Origin of the sequence: Marinomonas sp. KMM3893, from assembly GCF_004352855.1 — a bacterium.
Taxonomy (GTDB): Bacteria; Pseudomonadota; Gammaproteobacteria; order Pseudomonadales; family Marinomonadaceae; genus Marinomonas; species Marinomonas arenicola.
Map to the genome: position 1 here is coordinate 231,005 of NZ_SJSC01000004.1, position 20,204 is coordinate 251,208.

The window sequence follows — 20,204 nt, forward strand, 5'->3', positions numbered from 1 at the left end:
GATCGCAAGTGAAACAGTTAAAGATAAGTGCCGTACTTTGTTTTGTTTTTCTTTCCTTGTGGTCATCATTGGGTCAAGCTGATACCCAGTTTCGTATTATCGTTGATGCGTCTGGCAGCATGCAAAGCAATGACCCAGACCATATTACTTCAGAGGCCTTGCGCCTTCTTGCTGACTTATCCCCTGAGAATAAAGCCACATTAGGGGTTTGGTTGTTTGGCGAGCAGCCCAGAGTGCTTTTCCCAGAAACGTTAGTGAACAGTGCTTCGAAAGCAAAGCTTGCAAGCTATGTGACGAATTACCCCACCCAAGACGTCAAAACAGATTTAGAATCTATTCTTGCTATGTTGCTTAAAACCCCTGATGTCGCAGGCTTGTCGCCTGGTTATCGCCGTGATTGGATTTTAGTGACCGATGGCATGGTGGACATCAGTCGTGACGAGTCGGTGAATGACGCTTCTCGACAACGCATCTGGCAAGACCTCACGCAACAGTTAGAAGCGAAGGGGATTCACCTCCACACCATTTCTTTAACGGATTATACAGACAAGGCGCTACTCGACCATTTGTCATATCGAACCAACGCCACCCATACCGATGTGGCCGTGCCAGAAGATCTATTAGACACCTTTGATCAGATTTTCAGTCAGGCGGCTCCGGCAGAAGAGTTGCCATTAACGCAAGGCGGCTTTGATGTGGATGCAAGTGTCAAAGAAATGACCATTGAAGTGCTTCATGAAACCGGTAGATTGCCCAAATTGGTACAGCCTAATGGGGCGACTATGCCGTTATTGAGCCGTCCGGGCGTGTATGTATCGGATGCGCCGCACTACACCGTCTTCACCGTGACAAACCCGAGTGTGGGGCATTGGCAGTTAGACAATGTTAACCCTGAGCGCAGCCATGTGCGCGTGGTTTCTGATTGGGTTGCTAAAGCCACGACGATTCCTGCTTTGGTGTTTACCCAAGAAGCCATTGATTCGAGTGTGGCACTTTTTCAATATGGACAAGCGCTAACCACGCCTGATCAATTATCGAATATTAAGGTCAAGCAGACGCTCACACGAGTGGCTGGCGGACGTAAAATGTCGGTATTAAGTTGGGAAATGACTCCAGTTGGCGCTGAGTTCAAAAGTCGTATCGATGGCATAGTGCAGCCAGGACTTTATGAATTAACCAGCGTAATTCAAGGCGAATCAGCGGCCCGAGAAATTCGCCAATACATCACGGTGCAACCGGCGGTGAGTTTTCAGGCTAAGAATGATGGGGCGAATCTGGTGACGTTTTCCGCCAGTGCGAGCAACGCCAAACTGGACGCCTCACAGTCGAGTATGACGCTGCAGTTAACCTATGCAGATGGTGCTCAGCAGCGAGAGCAAATGCCGTTTATTAGTGAAGGGTACTGGGAAAAAATCGTGCCTATTGGCGCAGACAGTTTTGCTAAGGTAAAAGCCACCTTGGTGGGCGTGACTGACGCTGGTCGCCCGTTGCAATACACGACACCGACTTGGACGATCGAACGCCAAGGCGATGGGGATGTGATGATCCAAAAAGGGGATTTGACGGCGACACAGGTTCAGCAAGACGACGATTCAAGTTTGTCCAGCAGTCAGCAAGTGGCCGCATTGGCGGTGCCGCCGAGTATTGATGTGGTGGGAGGTGGTTCGTTCGATGAAAGCGCGGCGCCTGCTGCGACGGTCGTTCCTAAAGCGAATCAAAGTGTGGTGGCGCAAGTCTCGCAAGAAATGAAGTCGGTGACGCAGGCCAGTTGGTTTATTTATGCGCTGATTGCGGCGGTGGCTTTTGTTCTTATTGTATTGGTGTTTGTGTTTTCTCGGTCTTCGAAGTCCAAAGGCCGTTATCAGAGTGAAGAATCAGACGATGTGTGAGTTATTAGGTATGAGTGCCAATGTCCCGACGGACATTTGTTTTAGTTTTTCAGGGTTGCGAGCGCGTGGCGGTCGTACTGGTCCCCATCGAGATGGTTGGGGGATGGCGATGTATCGCGATGGTCATGTGTGGGCGATGCACGATCCGCGCCCGAGCAGCGATTCAGATTTGGCCGAAGTGATGAGCAAAACCTCGTTAAAATGTGACATTGTGATCAGTCATATTCGTCAAGCCAATGTGGGGGCTGTGAGTCTGCCGAACACTCATCCGTTTAGTCGTATTCTCTGGGGCAAAACCTGGACCTATGCGCACAATGGTCAGCTTGAAGGGTCTGAGAAATTGCCGGTTGGCATTCATCAGCCGCTGGGTAATACCGATTCAGAACGTGCTTTTTGTTGGATTATAGAGCAGTTGTCGGTGCGTTTTGGAGAGCAAGAGCCTGCGTTGCCTATTTTGGCGGATGCCATCACTGAGCTGGCGCTGCAGATGAAGGAAAAAGGCGTCTTTAATATGATGCTGTCCGATGGCGCTGTGCTGTTTTGCTTTTGTACGACTAAGTTGCATTGGATCGTGAGACGCGCGCCCTTTAAAAAAGCCACCTTGTCAGACGAAGATGTCAGCGTGAACTTTCAAGAAGTGACGACGGACAAAGATGTGGTGACTGTGATCGCGACACAACCTCTCACCCATGATGAAGAGTGGGCGCAAATGGTGCCTGGGGAGTTGTGTGCTTTCCAAGGTGGGGAAGTGGTTTTTCAGAAAAAACCTAATCTATAAGGGCATTTGCTCAAGCTCTGCCGACAGGCCTTCTTTGAATAAAAAAACCAGACTGGCGCAGGTCGCTGCCAGTCTGGTTTTTATTTGTGTAGCCGGTTGTTCTTTGTGTTATTGAACCAGTTCGTTGTCGCTGAACTCGCCTTCAAATAAAGCGGTGGATAAATAGCGCTCGCCAGAGTCAGGTAAAATCACGACGATTTTCTTGTCTTGGAATTCCGCCATTTGGTTTAGCTTTTCTGCTGCAACCACGGCCGCACCACAAGAAATACCACACAAAATACCTTCTTCGCGCATGAGGCGCTTCGCCATTGCGATGGCGTCTTCGTTGGTGACTTGCTCAACGCGGTCCAGCATAGAAAGGTCTAAGTTCTTAGGAATGAAGCCCGCGCCTATGCCTTGGATTTTATGGGGGGCCGGCGTTGGTGTTTCGCCGTTTAGCGTTTGTGTGATAACAGGCGAGCTGCTTGGCTCTACAGCAACGCTCAAAATCGCTTTTTCTTGGGTGTTTTTGATGTAACGGCTAATGCCAGTAATAGTGCCGCCAGTGCCTACGCCGGAGACAAGAATGTCGATTTCGCCATTGGTGTCTTTCCAGATTTCAGGTCCTGTGGTTTGTTCGTGTATTTCAGGGTTGGCAGGATTATCGAACTGTTGCAATAAGACCACGTTGTCGTCTTGAGCGATTTCTTGTGCTTTCTCAATGGCGCCTTTCATGCCTTTTGCTGGTTCCGTTAATACTATGGTCGCGCCCAATGCTTTCATGACTTGGCGGCGTTCGACACTCATGCTGGATGGCATGGTAATGGTAATAGGGTAGCCGCGAGACGCCGCAACAAAACACAGTGCAATGCCGGTGTTGCCGCTTGACGCTTCAACGATGGATTTGCCTTTTTTTAAGATGCCTTTTTTCTCAGCGTCCCACACCATGTTGGCGCCGATTCGACATTTTACTGAGAAAGCAGGGTTGCGAGATTCCACTTTTGCCCAAATATTTCCGTTGCCAATTTTGTTTAGGCGTACAAGCGGCGTATTGCCAATGGTCAAAGAGTTATCTTCGAATACTTGCTGAGACATATCATTTCCTTATTCGTTGATCTATTGAGGGGCGCTACACGTTAAAACTCGCACAGCAGATTGCGTTCACTATAACCCCTTGATAGGGATTAATGTTAGAATTTCCAACTATATAGATAGAAACGGTGCGCCTTTTTCTCAGTTTTTACATACCTCTTATTAGCACCAATTGACTAGGATATTAGTTTACTTACTATGCCAATTACCGATGTGATGACGCGAGACCGTCATGTTATAGCTCGCAAACAAGAGCAATTAGCCAAACGTAAGAAAGACGGTTTGCCGTTTGATCGCATGGCCTCTGAGCTTGAGGCCATGGTGGAAAAATCTGCGGCCTTGTATCAGGCTCGATTAGGTCGCTTACCCAAGATCACCTATGATGAAAGCTTGCCTGTTGCGGCGCGATCTGAAGAAATTATCAAGGCGATACAAGACAACCAAGTCGTGATCATCGCGGGGGAAACCGGCTCGGGTAAAACCACACAGCTGCCTAAAATGTGTCTTGAGGCGGGGCGTGGTATTGCAGGGCTGATTGGTCATACCCAGCCGCGTCGTATTGCGGCGCGCAGCGTGGCCGATCGTATCAGTGATGAGATGCAAGTTAAGCTTGGTGAACAGGTTGGTTTTCAGGTTCGATTTAGCGATGAGAGCAATGAAGAAACGCTGATTAAGTTGATGACAGACGGTATTTTGTTGGCGGAAATTCAGCAAGACAAATTGCTGTATAAGTACGACACCATCATCATCGATGAAGCCCATGAGCGTAGCCTAAACATTGATTTCTTATTGGGTTATTTAAAGCGCGTGTTGGCTGCAAGGCCCGATTTGAAGGTCATAGTGACCTCTGCCACCATTGATGTTGAGCGTTTTTCTGCGCACTTTAACAACGCACCCATTATTGAAGTATCGGGTCGAACTTACCCTGTTGAAGTACGTTATCAGCCTTTGTTGAGCAAATCTGACTCCGAAGCGCTGGACGAAGATCAAAGTATGGAGCAAGGCATCTTGGATGCCGTCGAGCTACTGATTCAAGAAGAAAAGCAATCGGGCTATCGCGGTGCAGGCGACATTTTGGTGTTTTTGGCAGGAGAGCGAGAAATTCGTGAAACCGCTGAGATTCTTCGTCGTGCTGAACTGAGAAACACCGAAGTCTTGCCCTTATATGCGCGCCTCAGCACCAGTGAGCAGCAGCGGATTTTTAAGTCTCATTCTGGGCGTCGCATTGTGCTGTCGACCAACGTGGCTGAAACCTCGTTAACAGTGCCAGGCATTCGTTATGTGATTGACCCAGGGTTGGCGCGAATGAGTCGCTACAGTGTGCGCTCTAAAGTGCAGCAGTTACCGATAGAGAAAATCAGTCAGGCGAGTGCCAATCAGCGTGCTGGGCGTTGTGGTCGAGTGGCGGAAGGGGTCTGTATTCGTTTGTACGATGAGGCCGATTTTGCGGCTCGATCTGAGTTCACCGATCCGGAAATATTTCGTACTAACCTAGCGTCGGTTATTTTGCAGATGGCCAATCTACGCTTAGGCCCGGTTGAGAAGTTTCCGTTTGTAGAAATGCCAGAACGTCGCATGATCAACGACGGTTATCGTGCGTTGACAGAGCTTGGGGCATTAAAAGGTGAGCAGCTAACGCCGATTGGCCGTCAGTTGGCTAAGTTACCGATCGACCCTAAATTGGGGCGTATTCTGATCGCGGCTGAAAAGCAATCCGTGTTGAAAGAAGTGGCGGTGATTGTCAGTGCCTTGTCTGTTCCTGATCCACGTGAACGCCCTCAGGATAAGAAAACCCAGTCAGATCAAGCTCACGCTCAAGACAAGGACGAAGATTCTGACTTTGTGGTGTTCCTCAATTTGTGGGAGCGTTTCGAAGAACAACGCCAAGCCTTGTCACAAAACCAGTTGCGCCAATATTGTCGTAAGCAATTTTTGAATTTTATGCGGATGCGAGAATGGCGTGATATTCACCGTCAAATCTTGATCGCCTGCAAGCAGTTGGGCTTTAAAGAAGTCGACCATGAGAATCGTAATTACGAAGCGATTCACCGTTCCTTGTTGGCTGGCTTGTTTACCCAAGTTGCGAACAAAATGGAAGACAGCAAAGAGATGCTGGGCTGCCGCTCTCGTAAAGTGTCTATTTTCCCAGGCTCCATGTTGTTTAAAAAGCCACCGCAATGGGTGATGGCGGCCGAGTTGGTGGAAACCAGCAAGCTTTATGCGCGTGTTGTGGCGCGTATTGATCCTGAATGGATTGAAGAGTTTGCCGAGCCATTTGTGAAAAGACAGTATTTTGATCCGCACTTTGAGCGCAATCAAGGTCGTGTCATGGCTCAGGAACAAGTCTCTCTGTATGGGTTGATTATTGTTGCCAAACGACGCGTAGATTATGGTTTGATTGAGCCTGAAGAGGCGCGTGAAATATTGATCCGCAGTGGTTTGGTTGAAGGGCAGATGCGTACCAAGCAGGCTTTCTATCGTAAAAATAAAGCCTTAGTAGAGACCCTTGAAACCCAAGAAGCCAAATTGCGAAAGCGTGATATTTTGGTCGACGACGAGGCGGTCTTTGCCTTCTACCATCAGCGAATTCCGCAAGATGTTCGTAATCAAAAAAGTCTTGAGTACTTTGCTAAAAAATCCCCCGATGCTTTGTTGATGACCCGTGATGATTTGATTAATCAAGACATCACTGTGGACGACATGGCGTTTCCAGATTCTTATGGTTTGAACGGTGTGGCGTTACCGATAGATTACCGTTTTGAGCCGGGCAAAGCGACGGACGGCGCCACACTGAAAGTCCCCGTTGGCTTGTTGCGTCAGCTCAGTCTTGAGGATTTAGGGTGGGCGGTTCCAGGCTTTATCAAAGAGCGTTGTGAAGCTTTGTTACGGGCTTTACCGAAAGCGTTGCGCCGTCGTTTTGTGCCCATTCCTCAGTTCGTCGATCGTGTTTACCCAAATCTCTCCAAAGAGAAAGGGGACTTACTTGAGCAGTTAAGTTTGCAGATTAAGCGCGAAACCTTGATTGAAATCCCGCTGAATGAATGGACGCCAGAGCGTTTAGAAACCCATCTGACTCTGACGTTAGAGGTGGTGGATGAACGCGGCAAAGTATTGGGCACAGGCAAAGACCTTGCTCAGCTTCAAACCCAGTTTAGTGACATGGTGGAAGAAAGCTTCGCTAAATTTGGCACCAAAGAACACGAGCAAGACGATTTAAGTCAGTGGCCAGATCAAGACATTCCAGAGCGCCAAGAAATCCAGCAGGCGGGCATTAAAGTCACTGCGTTTCCTGCTTTGGTGGCGGTGGGTGAGTCTGTGTCATTGAAGATGTTCGATGACCAAAATACGGCCTTAGAGTCACATCGTAAAGGGGTGATTGCGCTGCTAAAAATGGCGTTGCAAAAAGACATTCGTTATTTGCAGAAGAATTTACCGCACCTGAAAGAGTCCATGTTGATTTTTTCTCCGCTTGGACAAAAAGAAGTGCTGCTCAATGATTTGCTTAATGCGATTTTAGATAAGGTCTTTCTCGATGGCCGTGATCTACCGCGCAGTAAAGCAGACTTTGAACACTGCATAGTGACGCACAAGCCTCAACTGGTGACGGTGGCCAACGAGATGGCGAACCAACTGTATCGTGTATTGTCTTCTTATCAGGGTGTGGCCAAAAAAATGAAAGGCAGTATACCTTTGCCTTGGACACGGGTTTATGGGGATATTAAACTCCAATTAGAAAATCTAATTTATCCTGGCTTTATTGGCAGTACGCCGCTCTTCTGGTTAGGGCAATTACCGCGTTACTTTAAAGGCATTGAAGTGCGCTTAGAGCGTTTTCAAAACCATTTAAATAAAGAAAACAGCTATGTGACGCAATTAGAAGGTCTTTGGCAGACGTATTTAAAGCAGAAAAAAGCCCATGATGATAAATCTCTTTATGATCCTGAGCTGATAAAATACCGCTGGATGCTAGAAGAGTATCGAATTTCACTGTTTGCGCAATCTGTTGGCACGTTAGAGCCTATCTCAGACAAACGACTGAGCAAACAATGGCAAGGCGTCAAAAAACTTGTTTAGGAAACATAATTAATGAAGGCAATGTTTATGAATAGGTCGACGACCTGGTTAGTGGCTGCGTTACTCAGTGTCACCTTGAGCGCTTGTGCGAGTAAGTCCCCTGATGGGGCTCAATCGTCAGAAGTCGCTGCACCGGTAGCGGAAGTGCCCAGCGAAAAAGTGAATGGACAGGATCATCAAGCAAAGGATGTTGCAAGCGACACCGCCAAAGGCGCGGCAGACGATGAAGGGTCATGGGACGATGATTCGACCGACGATAGTGTGGTAACAGACCCAGCAGATCCATGGGAGGGTTTTAACCGCGCTATGTTCTCCTTTAATGATACCTTGGATGTGTATTTTTTGAAGCCGATTGCGAAAGGCTATAAAAATGTTACCCCGGAATTTATGCAAACAGGCGTGAGTAATTTCTTCTCTAATATAGGCGAGATCTCGAACCTGACTAACAGTGGTTTACAAGGTAAGAAGAATGCTTTTGTGGCTTCCACATGGCGCTTTGTTATCAACTCAACCGTCGGTATTTTTGGCTTATTTGACGTGGCTTCCTCGTTAGGGGTGCGCAAATACGATGAAGATTTCGGTCAGACGTTGGGCTATTGGGGCGTTTCTTCCGGGCCTTATTTGGTGTTGCCTTTCTTAGGCCCCTCTACGGTTCGTGATGCGGGCGGTACGGCTGTCGACTTCTTCAATTATGACCCTGTGGATGAATTGGACCTTAATCGGGATCAAAATATCGGTCGTTGGTCTTTGTACGTGGTGCAAAAACGCGCCAGCTTCCTTTCTGCTGAATCGCTTATTATTGGCGATCGTTACAGTTTCATTCGTGATGTGTATTTGCAAAATCGAGAGAATGAAGTGTATGACGGGCATCCACCCTCTAAAGCGGCGAAAAAAGCGCACGCCGACAGCGGCGATAGCTGGGGGGATGACACAGGAGCTGACAGCTGGGGAGACGATGATAATACCGACAGTTGGGGCGATGACACAGGTACAGACAGCTGGGGGGATCCAAGCGATGACGCGCCCGCGGTTGAGGCTAGTGTTAAGGCCGCGCCTGCTGATACTCAGCTCGAGGCCAACAGCACAGGAACCAAGGTGGTGCAAAAAACCGATGACTCGGTGACGGACGACGCACTTGAGAGCGGCGAGAATAAGACGCAAGATTAATCTTTTCGATTCAGCCAAATGAACCTAATACGAAGCCTGACGAGTGACCCTCGGCAGGCTTTTTTATGCTTGTTGATGCTGTCTTCTGTGCTTTGCTGTGTGGCATCGGCCGCTAGAATTGAGTTACAGTGATTCGTCTAAATATGGTGAACAAGGAACGGGTATGAAGACGATTGGTGTGATTGGTGGGATGAGTTGGGAGTCAACCGCAAGCTATTATTCTGCGTTGAATCAAAGCGTGGCTCAGTCGCATTGTGATGCGGCGGTAAAATGGGCGCTGCAAGACTGACAGTGCGAATCAATCAGCCAAGATAGCGCTCGTCTTTTGCCACATTTCGCGTCACAACAGCGTTGGCGCCGATAATAGCGTTGTCGCCAATGCTGATGCCGGGGAGGATTTTTGCTCCGCCGCCAATCCAAACCTTGTTGCCGATGGAAATAGGCTTGGCGTGGCATTCGCCTAAGGCTCTGGCTTCGGCTTCCCGTGGGTGATCCACCGTATAGAGATGCACGCCAGGTCCTAGTAAGACATCGTCACCAATGGTGATGCTGGCGCTGTCTAAGAAAACGCAGTTAAAGTTAATGTAGCAGCGCTCACCGATGTGAATTTGCGTGCCGTAATCGCATTGGAAGCCAGGTTCTATGACTAGGCTGCCAAATGCTGCAAAGAGTCGTGTTATATGGCGTAGGTTGCCTTTGCTTGGGTGGGCGTTGTATTTGGCGCACGCCAAGCGCGCGGCTTCACGTCTTAGGCGTAAATCGGTATCTATGCCATTGAAGGCGTGTCCTTGGCGCATTTTGTCGAATTCGGTGATGTTATCGCTCAATGGGGTTCTCTCAATCGCTTGCTTTGAAGGCATAAAAAACGCGACCTAGGCCGCGTTTTTATCGTGATTATCTGTTCGCTAAGCGTGTTAGCCTATTACAGCATCGCCACTAACGTTGTTTCTAGTTTACGTTGGTCAGCGGCAAAGTTGCGAATGCCTTCAGCAAGTTTCTCAGTGGCCATTGCGTCTTCGTTCATTGCCCAACGGAAAGCTTGTTCTGTGATCGCTTCTGGAGCAGGTTTCACCTCAGTAGCAGGGATCAGTTTACGCTCTAGTGGGCTTTCGTCTTTTTTCAGTTCTTCAAGCAGTGCAGGGCTGATTGTTAGGCGGTCACAGCCAGCAAGTTGCTCGATTTCACCGATGTTACGGAAGCTTGCACCCATTACCACAGTGTTGTAACCGTGCTCTTTGTAGTAGTTGTAGATTTCAGTAACAGACACAACGCCTGGATCAGTTTCTGCTGTGTAGTCTTCGCCTGTTGATTTTTTGTACCAATCAAGAATACGACCAACGAATGGAGAGATCAGGAACACACCCGCTTCGGCACAGGCTTGCGCTTGAGCGAAAGAGAAAAGCAGTGTTAGGTTACAGTTGATGCCATCTTTTTCTAGTTGCTCTGCAGCCTTGATGCCTTCCCATGTAGAAGCAGCTTTGATCAAGATGCGGTCACGAGAAACGCCAGCTTCTTCGTAAAGCTTGATTAAACGGTGGGCTTTTTCGATCGTACCTTGAGTGTCGTATGACAAACGTGCGTCTACTTCAGTAGAGATGCGGCCTGGAACGTATTTAAGAATTTCAGTGCCGACGATTACCGCTAGTTTGTCACTTGCGTCAATCAGTTGCTGGTCTTTGTCGTTGCTCTGTTCTTTGGCCCAAGCAACCGCTTGATCTAGGAAAGGAGCGTATTCAGGGATTTGTGAAGCTTTAAGCATCAAAGAAGGGTTTGTGGTCGCATCTTCTGGCAAGAACGCTTTGATTGCCGTGATATCGCCGGTGTCAGCCACAATGGTAGTGAACTCTTTTAATTGAGATAACTTGTTGCTCATTGCTCTTATCCTTTACGTTGATGATTTTTGACCAATTCAATGGCCTCTAATAATACGTCTATCTTAGCGTCAATTTTATGACCTTTTTCTGAAAGATAGCGTCGGAATTGTTTGCCGCCAGGCTCGCCTTGGAAAATACCCAAAATATGGCGAGTAAGGTGAGACAGTCGGGCGCCTTCTGCCATTCTGCCTTCCATGTGTAAGACAAATTTTTCGAGTGCCTCAAAACGGTTGGCAACCAAGGGGTGTCCGCCAAAAATTTGCGCGTCTATTTGGCTTAAAATCCAAGGGTTGTGATAGGCCTCACGACCAACCATAACACCGTCAACATGAGTGAGTTGCTCTTGGCACTCCGCTATTGTCTTAATGCCACCGTTTATAATGATTTCAAGGTCTGGAAAGTCTCGCTTTAACTGATGTACATAATCGTATTTCAGTGGCGGTACTTCGCGGTTTTCTTTCGGGCTCAAACCTTGAAGAATGGCTTTTCGAGCGTGCACAATAAAGGTGTTGGTGCCAGTGGTAGCTATGTCACCAACAAAGTCTCGAACAACACTGTATTCCTCTTGGTCGTCAATGCCAATACGATGCTTGATGGTCACAGGAATACTGCAAGCGTCCTGCATCGCGCGCATGGCGTCTTTGACTTTGTCTGGGTGTTCCATCAAACAAGCGCCAATCATGCTGTTTTGTACGCGGTCGCTTGGGCAACCTACATTTAGGTTGACTTCATCAAAGCCTGCTTGCTCCGCCAATTTTGCGCATTTACTCAAATCGACCGGATTAGAGCCACCAAGCTGCAAGGCAATAGGGTGCTCGCATTCGTCATAATGTAAGAAACGTTCAGGATTGTTGCCATACAACAAGGCGCCTGTTGTCACCATCTCGGTATAAAGCAAGGTGTTTTTGCTTAACGTGCGAGCGAAGACCCGGTAATCACTTGTCGTCCAATCTAGCATGGGTGCTACTGAGAAGCGTCGATCGAGCTTAGTGCTTGATGTTAAAGGTGTTTCGCTATGATTGATGGTATCTGTTGCTGTCATTAATTTAGTCTTTCGTGATCGAATATGGGGGTTGTTGGCATGAAAATAGAACAATGCCGAGTAACAAAATGGCAGCAATTGCCTAGTTGCGTTACTTCGGTGACGCCACGAACCTTAAACACTGATTATGTCATAAAATTACAGGATTGTGGTATGGCTACCTGCACTATAGAGTAAAAGAACACTTGAACTCCGCTATTGCTGCGCAATGTTGGATGAGAGTGGTAGGAGGGGGAAATGTTTGTTTTCTTCATGACTTTATATAAATTACTAAGCGAAAGTTAGGAGTAAGAGAGCGGTAGATTATTTTGATCTCTCTATCACTTTTGATTATCGCGTTCATAATCTCTATCTGGCAACGAGTGATTCGCTAAGTCGTTAGCACCTACGGATTCAGTTCACGGGTGGCCAAAGAGTTTGAACGCAGCTAGATCGACGAAACCGAAAGCGCCTTTTTAACCTGACTCCCATGAGGCGGTGGGAAAGCAGGGTGTCCGTGTGCTGGCGAGTGAGGAGGTTTTATATGAAAATGGTTTGCGGTGAAAATGAAGGTTCTCAGGACTGGGTATTAAGTGCAGGAAAGGGAAATTATAGGCATTAAAAAAGCCACCATGTGGCAGCTTTAATGAAATCGATTATTTTGCGGAAAGAGGCGTTTTGGGTTTCAATGTGCCTTCTTTTACTGCTTTGGCGTATGCCTCTCCTAAGCGCTTAAGGTTTTTTGCTTTTAATGCAGAAACCTGTTCAATGCGTTTTGATGACATAGTATATCTCCTCGTTGAGATTAATTTCTAACCAGTGGCCGTACTTTAACGTATTGCAATATTGTTTAGCAAGCTTATTGTAGAAGCGTACTAGGCGTGAGTGCGCCGCCGATGCGGTATAAAACTCGCCACCATATTGATTCTTATGAATATTTATTAATGAGCATAGCGTATGTCCTAAAACATTCAAATTTAGTAAAGATAATGGAGGCCCTACAGGTGCCTTGAATTGGGTTTCTACACCACCCTCAATGTTCGGTTCATAGTCAAACTTAACTTCAAATGAAGAGTGAGTCAGCTGATGGCCTATAAAGGTTTGAATGTCTTCTAAAAGCTCCATTTCATTATAAAAGTGGATTGATGGCGAAAAATACACAACATAATTAAGGCCATTGATGTTTATACCGTAGGTGTCAACTTTGTACGTTCCGAGGTCCAGTTCTTTAAATACCAGGGGGAGTTTAGAGGTTACTTCGATACTTTTTAAAGTATCTGTCATGCTACCAATTATCTGTTCACAGAATAGATTGCTATTATGTTCAATGTTGTAGTTGATTACCTGGCCACCCGCTTGCCGTACTTTGGCCTCAAGTATTCCGATAGGATGGCCGTTATCACTTACGCCAAGAATGACTAGAATGTCATCTTGCGACCATAACAAATCATCAACAATACTGGCTTCTGAAAACCGACTATTCACCACTGTAATTGGGTCATCGACACAACCATAAATGTGAGTGGTTGTTCCATTTGCCTTTTCAATAAGTGAATCTACATTAAGTGTGAAATGTTGGAATTCAATATCAGCAGCACGACAGAATTCTTCAATTTTCTTGCATTCATGGTGAGCGCTGTTAGGTGTTGCGTCATCAAAAATATGTTTGTGGCTTTTGAAGTATCTGCAATGCTTGAGTCTCTGAGGCACTAAAAAAGTATTTAAACTCTTCTGACATTGTTCTTTCTTGATACGTTGGAATTCCAGATCCTGCGGATAGCCCAGCGCCAGACAGTAAGACTAATTTCATGTTGCCTCAGTAGTAAAATACAGATACAGCCTAGTGCTATATCATCCTTGATTATCGTTATTTGGGATTCTAACGTAACAGCCCCACTAAGGTCACTTTTAATACATTTATCCGTTAAGCATGAGCGAAATTTGGACTTCCCTAAGTTCAACCTGCAAGTGATTCGCGCCTTCTAGTACGCTCAACAACAGCAGGAACCGTTTCAATAATCCGTACCTGCGCCCATCAACGGCGTTGCCAAATTCTTAGGTATAACAGAAAGCATCGCCGTCGTATTAGCCACTGACATCATAGCCATGATTCAAACCATCGAATGCGTCAAAAACGCCACAGGCCGGCACTTCAGAGAAGGTTAAAGCAGGGAAGAGCAAGGGGGGAAACCCCTTGGTTAAGTTCTCATGTCATTTTTTATTGATTCAAAAGCTTTGTTTATGAGTGCTTCTTTTAATTTTTTAGTATTTTTTAAGTTACTATAGAAGTGCTTTATATCAAATTTATCTTTTATTACTTCTTTCGCTAACATATCAATTTCTGTATCGATTTTTGATGTGTTTCCAATGTAAAAATCAAATTGGGTTAACGCAAAATGATATTGTTGCTGCTTATTTAGGATAGCTGATGTTGATTTTACAATTTCGAAATTCAATTCAGTTTTTTTAGAATTAATAATATTTGATAGGTAAGTATACTTTGTTGATGAAACCTCATTATTATTTATTTTTTATTTAATATTATTAATTTCTGATCTTTTTTCCAAAAATTGTCTTTTAGACCGCATAAATGTTGCATGGCGTATAAGTAATCATCATGCTTTTCTTGAAATTCGTTAATGGCTCGAATTGTATTTTCTATTTTCAGTTGATTTTTCCATTCTTTTCCCGCGTTAAATGCTAGTAATAATAGGCCAATGGTTCCAGTGCCCGCTAGCATTCCACCTATATCAGCAAAGGTTACTTCTCCTTGTTCCCAAAATTTAATGTAGACCAAGGTAAAAATCGATCCTACGAAGACGCCTGTGAGCAACGCTAGGAAAAACTCGACTTGGTCTCTAGCTGCATTCTTTATTGTGTTCTTGGCTGTCTTGAACATGGCGTCTTCCGTGTGTAAATAGTTGATCTCGCTACTTTACCCTAACGTTAGCTATTCCTGAAATCCCGCCTCATTTCTGGTCACAAAACCAGAAATCCTACTCATGACAAAATTTCACTTGGTCATTCATGATGGTTAAAACTATACTGTATGAATGTACAGTATTTTGGGTGTGGCTATGCGAGTGACTTATCTTGGGGTGTCTCAGTCCCAATCTTTTATTGATGCGAACAGTGTGCGGATTCCGCTTTATGTGGAGTCTGTGTCGGCGGGCTTTCCTTCGCCTGCTCAGGATTTTGTTGAAAAATCCTTAGACTTAAATGAGTTCTGTGTGGCGCATCCGATGGCGACCTTTTACGTGCGCGCTCAGGGGGATTCGATGATCGATGCGGGCATTCATTCGGGCGATGTCTTGGTCGTTGATCGATCATTAACGGCGCGCCATGGGGACATTGTGATCGCCTGCATTCATGGGGAAATGACGGTGAAGATGCTGGAACTTAACCCCAATGTGCTGCTTCGCCCAAAGAACAAAGCTTATAAAGCGATTCATATCACCGAAGAGTCTGAGTTGGAAATCTTTGGTGTGGTCGTGGGGGTTGTCCGTAGGTACGAGCGCGGTTGATGAAGACAGCATTTGCCTTGGTCGATTGCAATAATTTCTATGCGAGTTGCGAAAAGTTGTTCCGACCAGATTTAAAACACACGCCTGTTGTGGTGTTATCGAATAACGATGGCTGTATTGTCGCGCGTTCCAAAGAGGTAAAGGCGCTGGGTATTAAGATGGGCGTACCGATGTTTCAGGTTCAGGACGAGATAAGACAGCACGGTATTGTGTGCTTCTCGTCCAATTATGCGCTGTATGCGGATATGTCGAATCGGGTGATGACGATTCTTGAAGAGGAAGCCCCCCGGCTTGAGGTGTATTCCATCGATGAAGCCTTTATGGATTTATCCGGTGTTGATCATGTAGTGGGTTTGCTGGAATTTGGTAAGCAAGTAAAAGCCAAGGTTGATCAATGGACGGGCATTACGGTAGGAGTAGGTATTGCCCCCACCAAAACGTTGGCGAAGTTGGCAAATCATGCGGCGAAGAAATACCCAGCAACCGGCTCGTTGGTGGATTTGATGGACCCAGAAAGACAAAAACGTTTATTGGCACTTGTTGAAGTAAGCGATGTTTGGGGCGTTGGCCGTCGTACCACGGCAAAACTAAAAGCCAGAGGCGTTCATACGGCGTTAGATCTTGCCAATGCAGACCCGAAAACCATCCGAAGTGAGTTTTCTGTGGTATTGGAGCGGACCATTCGAGAGTTGAATGGGGTGTCATGTTTGGATTTGGAATTGGTCAGGCCAACAAAGCAGCAAATCATTTGCAGTCGGTCGTTTGGTCATAAAGTGACAGACAAGCGAGAGCTGCGGGAAGCGGTCGCCAAATACACAACCAGAGCCGCCGAGAAACTACGCGGAGAAAAGCGACTTTGCCGTGTGGTGAGTGTGTTCGTTCGTACCAGCCCTTTTATTCCAAACGAACCGCAATACTCGAAAACACTCTCTGCAGAGCTGCCCAACCCAACCGACGACACGCGAGACTTATTAGAAGTAGCAAATGAGTTGTTTAAGCGAATTTATCGTGCTGGTTTCCGCTACGCCAAAGGCGGCGTAATGCTCGCTGACTTCTACGAACAGGGCGCCTTCCAACAAGATTTATTTCGAGCAGACAATCCAAAAATCAACTCTAAAGCCTTAATGAGTGTCGTGGACAAAATCAACCACAGCGGTCTCGGCAACGTCTTCTTCGCCTCGCAAGGTGTGTCACCACAATGGGCAATGAAACGAGAACACCTATCGCCAGGGTACACGACCAGGTGGGATGAGCTGCCCAAGGTTTGGTGAGATCTTAATCTTCTTTTTTAGTGGCGCTTCCAAGCTGTGTTCCAGCCCATAAGCCTAATTCTAAAATGCCTAAACCAACATTCCATTTAGGTTTTTCTGATATTAATAAATAAGTTGCAGTCAGAGCTGTTCGTGTTGTGATGTGGCATTTTGATTGGCTACCCAATTAGAAAAATGTTCGCAATTATTACTTATAACCGAGTAGCCCCATTTGCCTATTTGAGGTCTTGCCCTTTTAAGTAGTTCCGTTACAGGTACCGTGTGTTCAGTAACAACACCCCCTGTTTTTTCCCGCCAACATGCGCCAGCGGGTTTGCTTAGGCTCGTTGCTCTAGCTCAAGAAATACAAGCCTTTAACTATAAAATATCGCTTTCATAAGAAGAGAACGACGTTTGTTAATCTCGCGTGTAGGGCTTGCGAGTCTGGGCGATGGTCGTTAAGGTTTATTCAGGTCATTAGCGTTATGGTTGTCGGCTACACGAGTCATTGAAGCTTCGCCAAGTCAGGGACTTTGTCGGTTCTAGGCCTTACTAAAACGGCGCTTGTTTGTTTTTAGGGTGGGGGGCTTATGAAGCCCCTGTCAGATGAAATGCTATAAATGGCTTGGCTTGGCTTGGCTTGGTTTGAGTTGGTCGGTGTTGGGTTTGGTGGCTGAGGATTTTTCAAGCTTTATCATGAACTTGGCGCTGATACCGGAAGATTACAGGGTGTTGGTATGGTGTTCAAAAAAACGTTTAATCACCTTTGGCTCATCTTTAGAGATGTGTCATGTCTGCTTTAGAGAGGGTTTCTGTGGTTAGGGGGTCAAGATCATCCTTTTGAAAGTATTGATCACAGATAAAGCGCACTGATAATCTAGTTTCTAGAAATGAAGCTGATTAGAATGATTTATGACAATACGTTCATGGAGGAGTATATGGAGCAATTTAGACAACTACTCACGGATCTCGAGTGTATTTCTCTTCAGGATATTTCAGAGATACCTGAAGACCTACAGCACGAGATTGCTGAGCAGATAGAGCAGTTGCAAGACAAACTCAAGCGCTTAAATGAAAGCAGCTGTTCCGTTAAATGACCTGTGATGATAAGGCGGCCTCTTTTTGCGTTTATGAGTGCGATAAAATTCGAGCTTGCTAAGGCATCAATCAAGTCGGTTATTTCAAATGCTGGGGTGTCGGCATGAGTTATCCTATTAAGGCGTTGATGTGTTGTTTGGTGGCGCTCTTGTTATCGGGTTGCGCTGCTGACTCAGAGCGAATGCTTGGTAAAGCGCGTACGCCAGTTGCGGTGTCTGAGGTTCAGGTTTTGATGCAGCCGCCCAGTGTTGCCTATGAAGCAATTGCGCAAATAAAGGTAAGAGTGCAAGAAGGGTTTGATCAGCAGGCTCGTTTGAAAAATACCATAGCTGTGTTGGTCGCCAAAGCGGCTAAGTTGGGGGCGAATGGCGTGATAGTGGCGGATACCAAAGAGTTTAATGCGGCTTACAATCGCATCAGCACAGGCACGGCTTTTACTGAGGGTGCTTCATTTACTTTGTCGCCAAGCGCTTTTAGTCGGGTAAAGCTAAGTGCCACCGCCATTTACTTGGCTCCGTAGACATCTGGTTAAGCTTGCCAGTGTTATTTTAAATATTAAATAAAATAATTATTTTAATTATCTAATACGATTATTTCCTCTATTTATCGCTATATTTTGTTAGGTGATAATGGGCTTCCGCTCTATACTGTATACATATACAGTCAGGAATGTTTTTATGCGAGTTTCCTATCTCGGCGTTGCCAAATCGGCTTCTTTTATTGCTGCCAACAGCGTTCAAATCCCTCTTTATGAAGCGTCAGAGTCTACTGTGCTGCCTTCCTCTGATCAGGATGCGAAGCAACCGGCGTTTGATTTGAATACGCTTTCTATCCAGCACCCAGCCGCGACCTTTTTTGTCAGAGCGCATGGTGATTCCATGGTTGAGGCGGGCATTTATGCGGGCGATGTATTGGTAGCGGATAAGTCGCTCAATGCTCGTCACGGCGATGTTGTGATAACGTACATTGATGGCGAAATGACGGTGAAAATATTGGAATTAAAGCCTGATGTCGTGCTTCGCCCTAAAAATAAAGCCTATGCGGCGATGCCAGTAACAACAGAGCCTAATGTGGAGATTTTTGGGGTGGTTATTAGTGTTATCCGTCAATTAGCGCGAGCCGAATAAAAGACTCAAAAAAGCGCCTTGTCATCCATAAAGGCGCTGATTATCCAATGCTGTTTCTCAGTGTTGCTTCTTACCTTAATGATATTCTCTCGTACTACAGCAAAGTAAAACTCGCTTACTGGCATACCGTCTCGGTTTGGCTTAACAGTGTCGCTGTGTAATGGCATTGATACGTTTTATCTAACACGGACGCGGTAAATTGTACTCGTTCACCGTCGGCTTTTTTATTGCTGATCACAATGTTGTCAGGGTTGGCATGAATTGCCGCGCTGGCTTTATTTTGCAGTGTTTGTTCAGTTGTGAGTGTGTTGTTCATAGAAACGCAGCCAGTTAATGCGCTCGCTGTGATTAGAGTAGCGATGGTTAAGGTCTTCATCAGTCTATTGCTCCTTGCTGTGAATGTGCCAAATGTGGGGCGATTATAGTCATTTTGAGCCGTGTTTTGCGCGAGTTTACGAGGACTTTACTTAGTGTCACTAAGGTTTGTAGGGCAATAAAAAACACAACCTAGGTTGTGTTTTTTTGTTTAAAGCGAGTGTAGTGTTTCTAACGAGAACTACTCTTGCTCGGGTGTTTTTTTGGCTTTTTTCTCAGGGTGATTGTTGGCATCTGTTAGCCCAGCTTCACGCTGAACCGCCGCCAGTACGCCGCGTAAGATGCCCAGCTCTTGTTTTTCAGGGCGAGAGCGGTTGAAGAATCTATGGAGTTTATCAAGTACTTTGCCTGGGTGGTTGCGAACAATGAAGTTGATCCCATAGAGAGTATCTTCTAGGTGTTCGTAGAATAAATCCATGTCTTTTTTACGTGGGTATTCTGCCACTGTCTTGTCATACGTAGTCTGGTCTTGATTGGCCATCCAGATTTCATATGCCACGATTTGAACCGCTTGAGAGATGTTAAGTACTGGGTATTCATCATTGGCATCGATGTAAACTTGACGATGGCATTGCGCAATTTCTTCGTTTAATAGCCCTGTGGTTTCTCTGCCAAAAACAATGGCTACATCGTGTTCTTTTGATTCAGGAATGACCGTTTGAGCGCATTCACGAGCGTTCATTATTGGCAACTGAAAGGTGCGATGACGTGCGCTGGTGCCAATCACGAGACTGCAATCGCTGATGGCTTCTTCTAGTGTGCTCACAATAGTGGCGTTTTCCAACAAATCGACAGCACCGGCGGCACGGCTGGTGGCTTCCTCTGAAGGGTAGTCGTTTGGGTCTACCAAATACAAATTGGTGAGTCCCATATTTTTCATGGCACGGGCAATGGCGCCCACATTTCCAGGGTGAAACGTGTTGATTAAAACAATTCGAATGTTACTCAGCATGGGC

General features: G+C 46.2%; 20 protein-coding genes. 10 read left to right on the top strand and 10 right to left on the bottom strand.

Going from position 1 to position 20,204, the window contains the following annotated elements; translation table 11 throughout:
* Window positions 1-8: 8 nt before the first annotated feature.
* The gene (locus E0D71_RS11925; RefSeq protein WP_133003529.1) at window positions 9-1,889 is read left to right on the top strand and encodes a vWA domain-containing protein; all 1,881 of its coding nucleotides are present in this window, start codon (window positions 9-11) and stop codon (window positions 1,887-1,889) included.
* Window positions 1,882-2,667 (top strand): class II glutamine amidotransferase, encoded by a 786-nt coding sequence (locus tag E0D71_RS11930; RefSeq protein WP_133003530.1) that lies wholly within the window; start codon window positions 1,882-1,884, stop codon window positions 2,665-2,667. Before E0D71_RS11925 ends, E0D71_RS11930 begins: the two co-directional genes overlap by 8 nt.
* A gap of 108 nt (window positions 2,668-2,775) precedes the next feature.
* Here E0D71_RS11930 and cysK read toward each other — a convergent pair whose 3' ends face one another.
* The gene (gene cysK, locus E0D71_RS11935; protein ID WP_133003531.1) at window positions 2,776-3,741 is read right to left on the bottom strand and encodes a cysteine synthase A; all 966 of its coding nucleotides are present in this window, start codon (window positions 3,739-3,741) and stop codon (window positions 2,776-2,778) included.
* A gap of 195 nt (window positions 3,742-3,936) precedes the next feature.
* On the opposite strand from cysK, the gene hrpA reads away from it, so the two are divergent.
* From hrpA to E0D71_RS17560, 3 genes are all read left to right on the top strand, one after another.
* Window positions 3,937-7,812, top strand: coding sequence for an ATP-dependent RNA helicase HrpA (hrpA, locus tag E0D71_RS11940; protein ID WP_133003532.1), 3,876 nt, complete (start codon window positions 3,937-3,939; stop codon window positions 7,810-7,812).
* A 27-nt stretch (window positions 7,813-7,839) separates the two neighbouring features.
* Window positions 7,840-8,979, top strand: a complete 1,140-nt coding sequence (locus E0D71_RS11945) for a VacJ family lipoprotein (RefSeq protein WP_133003533.1) — start codon at window positions 7,840-7,842, stop codon at window positions 8,977-8,979.
* A 163-nt stretch (window positions 8,980-9,142) separates the two neighbouring features.
* The gene (locus tag E0D71_RS17560) at window positions 9,143-9,268 is read left to right on the top strand and encodes a hypothetical protein (RefSeq protein WP_279433444.1); all 126 of its coding nucleotides are present in this window, start codon (window positions 9,143-9,145) and stop codon (window positions 9,266-9,268) included.
* 13 nt (window positions 9,269-9,281) lie between these two features.
* On the opposite strand, the gene E0D71_RS11955 is transcribed toward E0D71_RS17560, so the two are convergent.
* From E0D71_RS11955 to E0D71_RS11985, 7 genes are all read right to left on the bottom strand, one after another.
* Window positions 9,282-9,839, bottom strand: coding sequence for a sugar O-acetyltransferase (locus E0D71_RS11955; RefSeq protein ID WP_133003534.1), 558 nt, complete (start codon window positions 9,837-9,839; stop codon window positions 9,282-9,284).
* Window positions 9,840-9,901: 62 nt separating this feature from the next.
* Window positions 9,902-10,852: a transaldolase gene (gene tal, locus E0D71_RS11960; protein ID WP_133003535.1), complete on the bottom strand. Its 951-nt coding sequence runs from the start codon at window positions 10,850-10,852 to the stop codon at window positions 9,902-9,904.
* A 5-nt stretch (window positions 10,853-10,857) separates the two neighbouring features.
* A complete protein-coding gene (gene dusA / locus E0D71_RS11965; protein ID WP_133003536.1) occupies window positions 10,858-11,895 on the bottom strand; it encodes a tRNA dihydrouridine(20/20a) synthase DusA in 1,038 nt (345 codons plus the stop codon).
* Window positions 11,896-12,530: 635 nt separating this feature from the next.
* Entirely contained in the window at window positions 12,531-12,659 is a 129-nt protein-coding gene (locus tag E0D71_RS17565; RefSeq protein WP_261599308.1) for a hypothetical protein, read from the bottom strand.
* A complete protein-coding gene (locus E0D71_RS11970; protein ID WP_133003537.1) occupies window positions 12,640-13,584 on the bottom strand; it encodes a hypothetical protein in 945 nt (314 codons plus the stop codon). Before E0D71_RS11970 ends, E0D71_RS17565 begins: the two co-directional genes overlap by 20 nt.
* Window positions 13,585-14,072: 488 nt before the next feature.
* Entirely contained in the window at window positions 14,073-14,330 is a 258-nt protein-coding gene (locus E0D71_RS11980) for a hypothetical protein (RefSeq protein ID WP_133003538.1), read from the bottom strand.
* A 68-nt stretch (window positions 14,331-14,398) separates the two neighbouring features.
* Window positions 14,399-14,773 (bottom strand): hypothetical protein, encoded by a 375-nt coding sequence (locus E0D71_RS11985; protein WP_133003539.1) that lies wholly within the window; start codon window positions 14,771-14,773, stop codon window positions 14,399-14,401.
* 178 nt (window positions 14,774-14,951) lie between these two features.
* On the opposite strand from E0D71_RS11985, the gene umuD (E0D71_RS11990) reads away from it, so the two are divergent.
* From umuD (E0D71_RS11990) to umuD (E0D71_RS12010), 5 genes are all read left to right on the top strand, one after another.
* Entirely contained in the window at window positions 14,952-15,398 is a 447-nt protein-coding gene (gene umuD, locus E0D71_RS11990) for a translesion error-prone DNA polymerase V autoproteolytic subunit (protein ID WP_133003540.1), read from the top strand.
* Window positions 15,398-16,669, top strand: a complete 1,272-nt coding sequence (gene umuC / locus E0D71_RS11995) for a translesion error-prone DNA polymerase V subunit UmuC (RefSeq protein ID WP_133003541.1) — start codon at window positions 15,398-15,400, stop codon at window positions 16,667-16,669. The genes umuD (E0D71_RS11990) and umuC overlap by 1 nt, the downstream gene beginning before the upstream one ends.
* Before the next feature lie 917 nt (window positions 16,670-17,586).
* On the top strand, window positions 17,587-17,745 hold the full coding sequence (locus tag E0D71_RS17410; protein WP_165942992.1) for a hypothetical protein: 159 nt from the start codon (window positions 17,587-17,589) through the stop codon (window positions 17,743-17,745).
* A 104-nt stretch (window positions 17,746-17,849) separates the two neighbouring features.
* Window positions 17,850-18,266 carry a hypothetical protein gene (locus tag E0D71_RS12005; RefSeq protein ID WP_133003542.1) on the top strand — a complete coding sequence of 139 codons (417 nt, stop codon included), beginning with the start codon at window positions 17,850-17,852 and terminating at the stop codon, window positions 18,264-18,266.
* Window positions 18,267-18,423: 157 nt separating this feature from the next.
* Complete coding sequence (gene umuD, locus E0D71_RS12010; RefSeq protein ID WP_133003543.1) at window positions 18,424-18,873, top strand: translesion error-prone DNA polymerase V autoproteolytic subunit; 450 nt, start codon at window positions 18,424-18,426, stop codon at window positions 18,871-18,873.
* 115 nt (window positions 18,874-18,988) lie between these two features.
* Here the strand turns inward: umuD (E0D71_RS12010) and E0D71_RS12015 are convergent, their stop codons facing one another.
* Window positions 18,989-19,249: a hypothetical protein gene (locus tag E0D71_RS12015; RefSeq protein ID WP_133003544.1), complete on the bottom strand. Its 261-nt coding sequence runs from the start codon at window positions 19,247-19,249 to the stop codon at window positions 18,989-18,991.
* A 180-nt stretch (window positions 19,250-19,429) separates the two neighbouring features.
* Entirely contained in the window at window positions 19,430-20,200 is a 771-nt protein-coding gene (trmJ, locus tag E0D71_RS12020; RefSeq protein ID WP_133003545.1) for a tRNA (cytosine(32)/uridine(32)-2'-O)-methyltransferase TrmJ, read from the bottom strand.
* Window positions 20,201-20,204 lie beyond the last annotated feature (4 nt).

Bases quoted from the DNA above. Each gene is read 5' to 3' on its own strand.
- E0D71_RS11930 (WP_133003530.1), top strand. From the start codon at position 1,882: ATGTGTGAGTTATTAGGTATGAGTGCCAATGTCCCGACGGACATTTGT.
- cysK (WP_133003531.1), bottom strand. From the start codon at position 3,741: ATGTCTCAGCAAGTATTCGAAGATAACTCTTTGACCATTGGCAATACG.
- hrpA (WP_133003532.1), top strand. From the start codon at position 3,937: ATGCCAATTACCGATGTGATGACGCGAGACCGTCATGTTATAGCTCGC.
- E0D71_RS11945 (WP_133003533.1), top strand. From the start codon at position 7,840: ATGAATAGGTCGACGACCTGGTTAGTGGCTGCGTTACTCAGTGTCACC.
- E0D71_RS17560 (WP_279433444.1), top strand. From the start codon at position 9,143: ATGAAGACGATTGGTGTGATTGGTGGGATGAGTTGGGAGTCAACCGCA.
- E0D71_RS11955 (WP_133003534.1), bottom strand. From the start codon at position 9,839: ATGCCTTCAAAGCAAGCGATTGAGAGAACCCCATTGAGCGATAACATC.
- tal (WP_133003535.1), bottom strand. From the start codon at position 10,852: ATGAGCAACAAGTTATCTCAATTAAAAGAGTTCACTACCATTGTGGCT.
- dusA (WP_133003536.1), bottom strand. From the start codon at position 11,895: ATGACAGCAACAGATACCATCAATCATAGCGAAACACCTTTAACATCA.
- E0D71_RS17565 (WP_261599308.1), bottom strand. From the start codon at position 12,659: ATGTCATCAAAACGCATTGAACAGGTTTCTGCATTAAAAGCAAAAAAC.
- E0D71_RS11985 (WP_133003539.1), bottom strand. From the start codon at position 14,773: ATGTTCAAGACAGCCAAGAACACAATAAAGAATGCAGCTAGAGACCAA.
- umuD (WP_133003540.1), top strand. From the start codon at position 14,952: ATGCGAGTGACTTATCTTGGGGTGTCTCAGTCCCAATCTTTTATTGAT.
- umuC (WP_133003541.1), top strand. From the start codon at position 15,398: ATGAAGACAGCATTTGCCTTGGTCGATTGCAATAATTTCTATGCGAGT.
- E0D71_RS17410 (WP_165942992.1), top strand. From the start codon at position 17,587: ATGGAGCAATTTAGACAACTACTCACGGATCTCGAGTGTATTTCTCTT.
- E0D71_RS12005 (WP_133003542.1), top strand. From the start codon at position 17,850: ATGAGTTATCCTATTAAGGCGTTGATGTGTTGTTTGGTGGCGCTCTTG.
- umuD (WP_133003543.1), top strand. From the start codon at position 18,424: ATGCGAGTTTCCTATCTCGGCGTTGCCAAATCGGCTTCTTTTATTGCT.
- E0D71_RS12015 (WP_133003544.1), bottom strand. From the start codon at position 19,249: ATGAAGACCTTAACCATCGCTACTCTAATCACAGCGAGCGCATTAACT.
- trmJ (WP_133003545.1), bottom strand. From the start codon at position 20,200: ATGCTGAGTAACATTCGAATTGTTTTAATCAACACGTTTCACCCTGGA.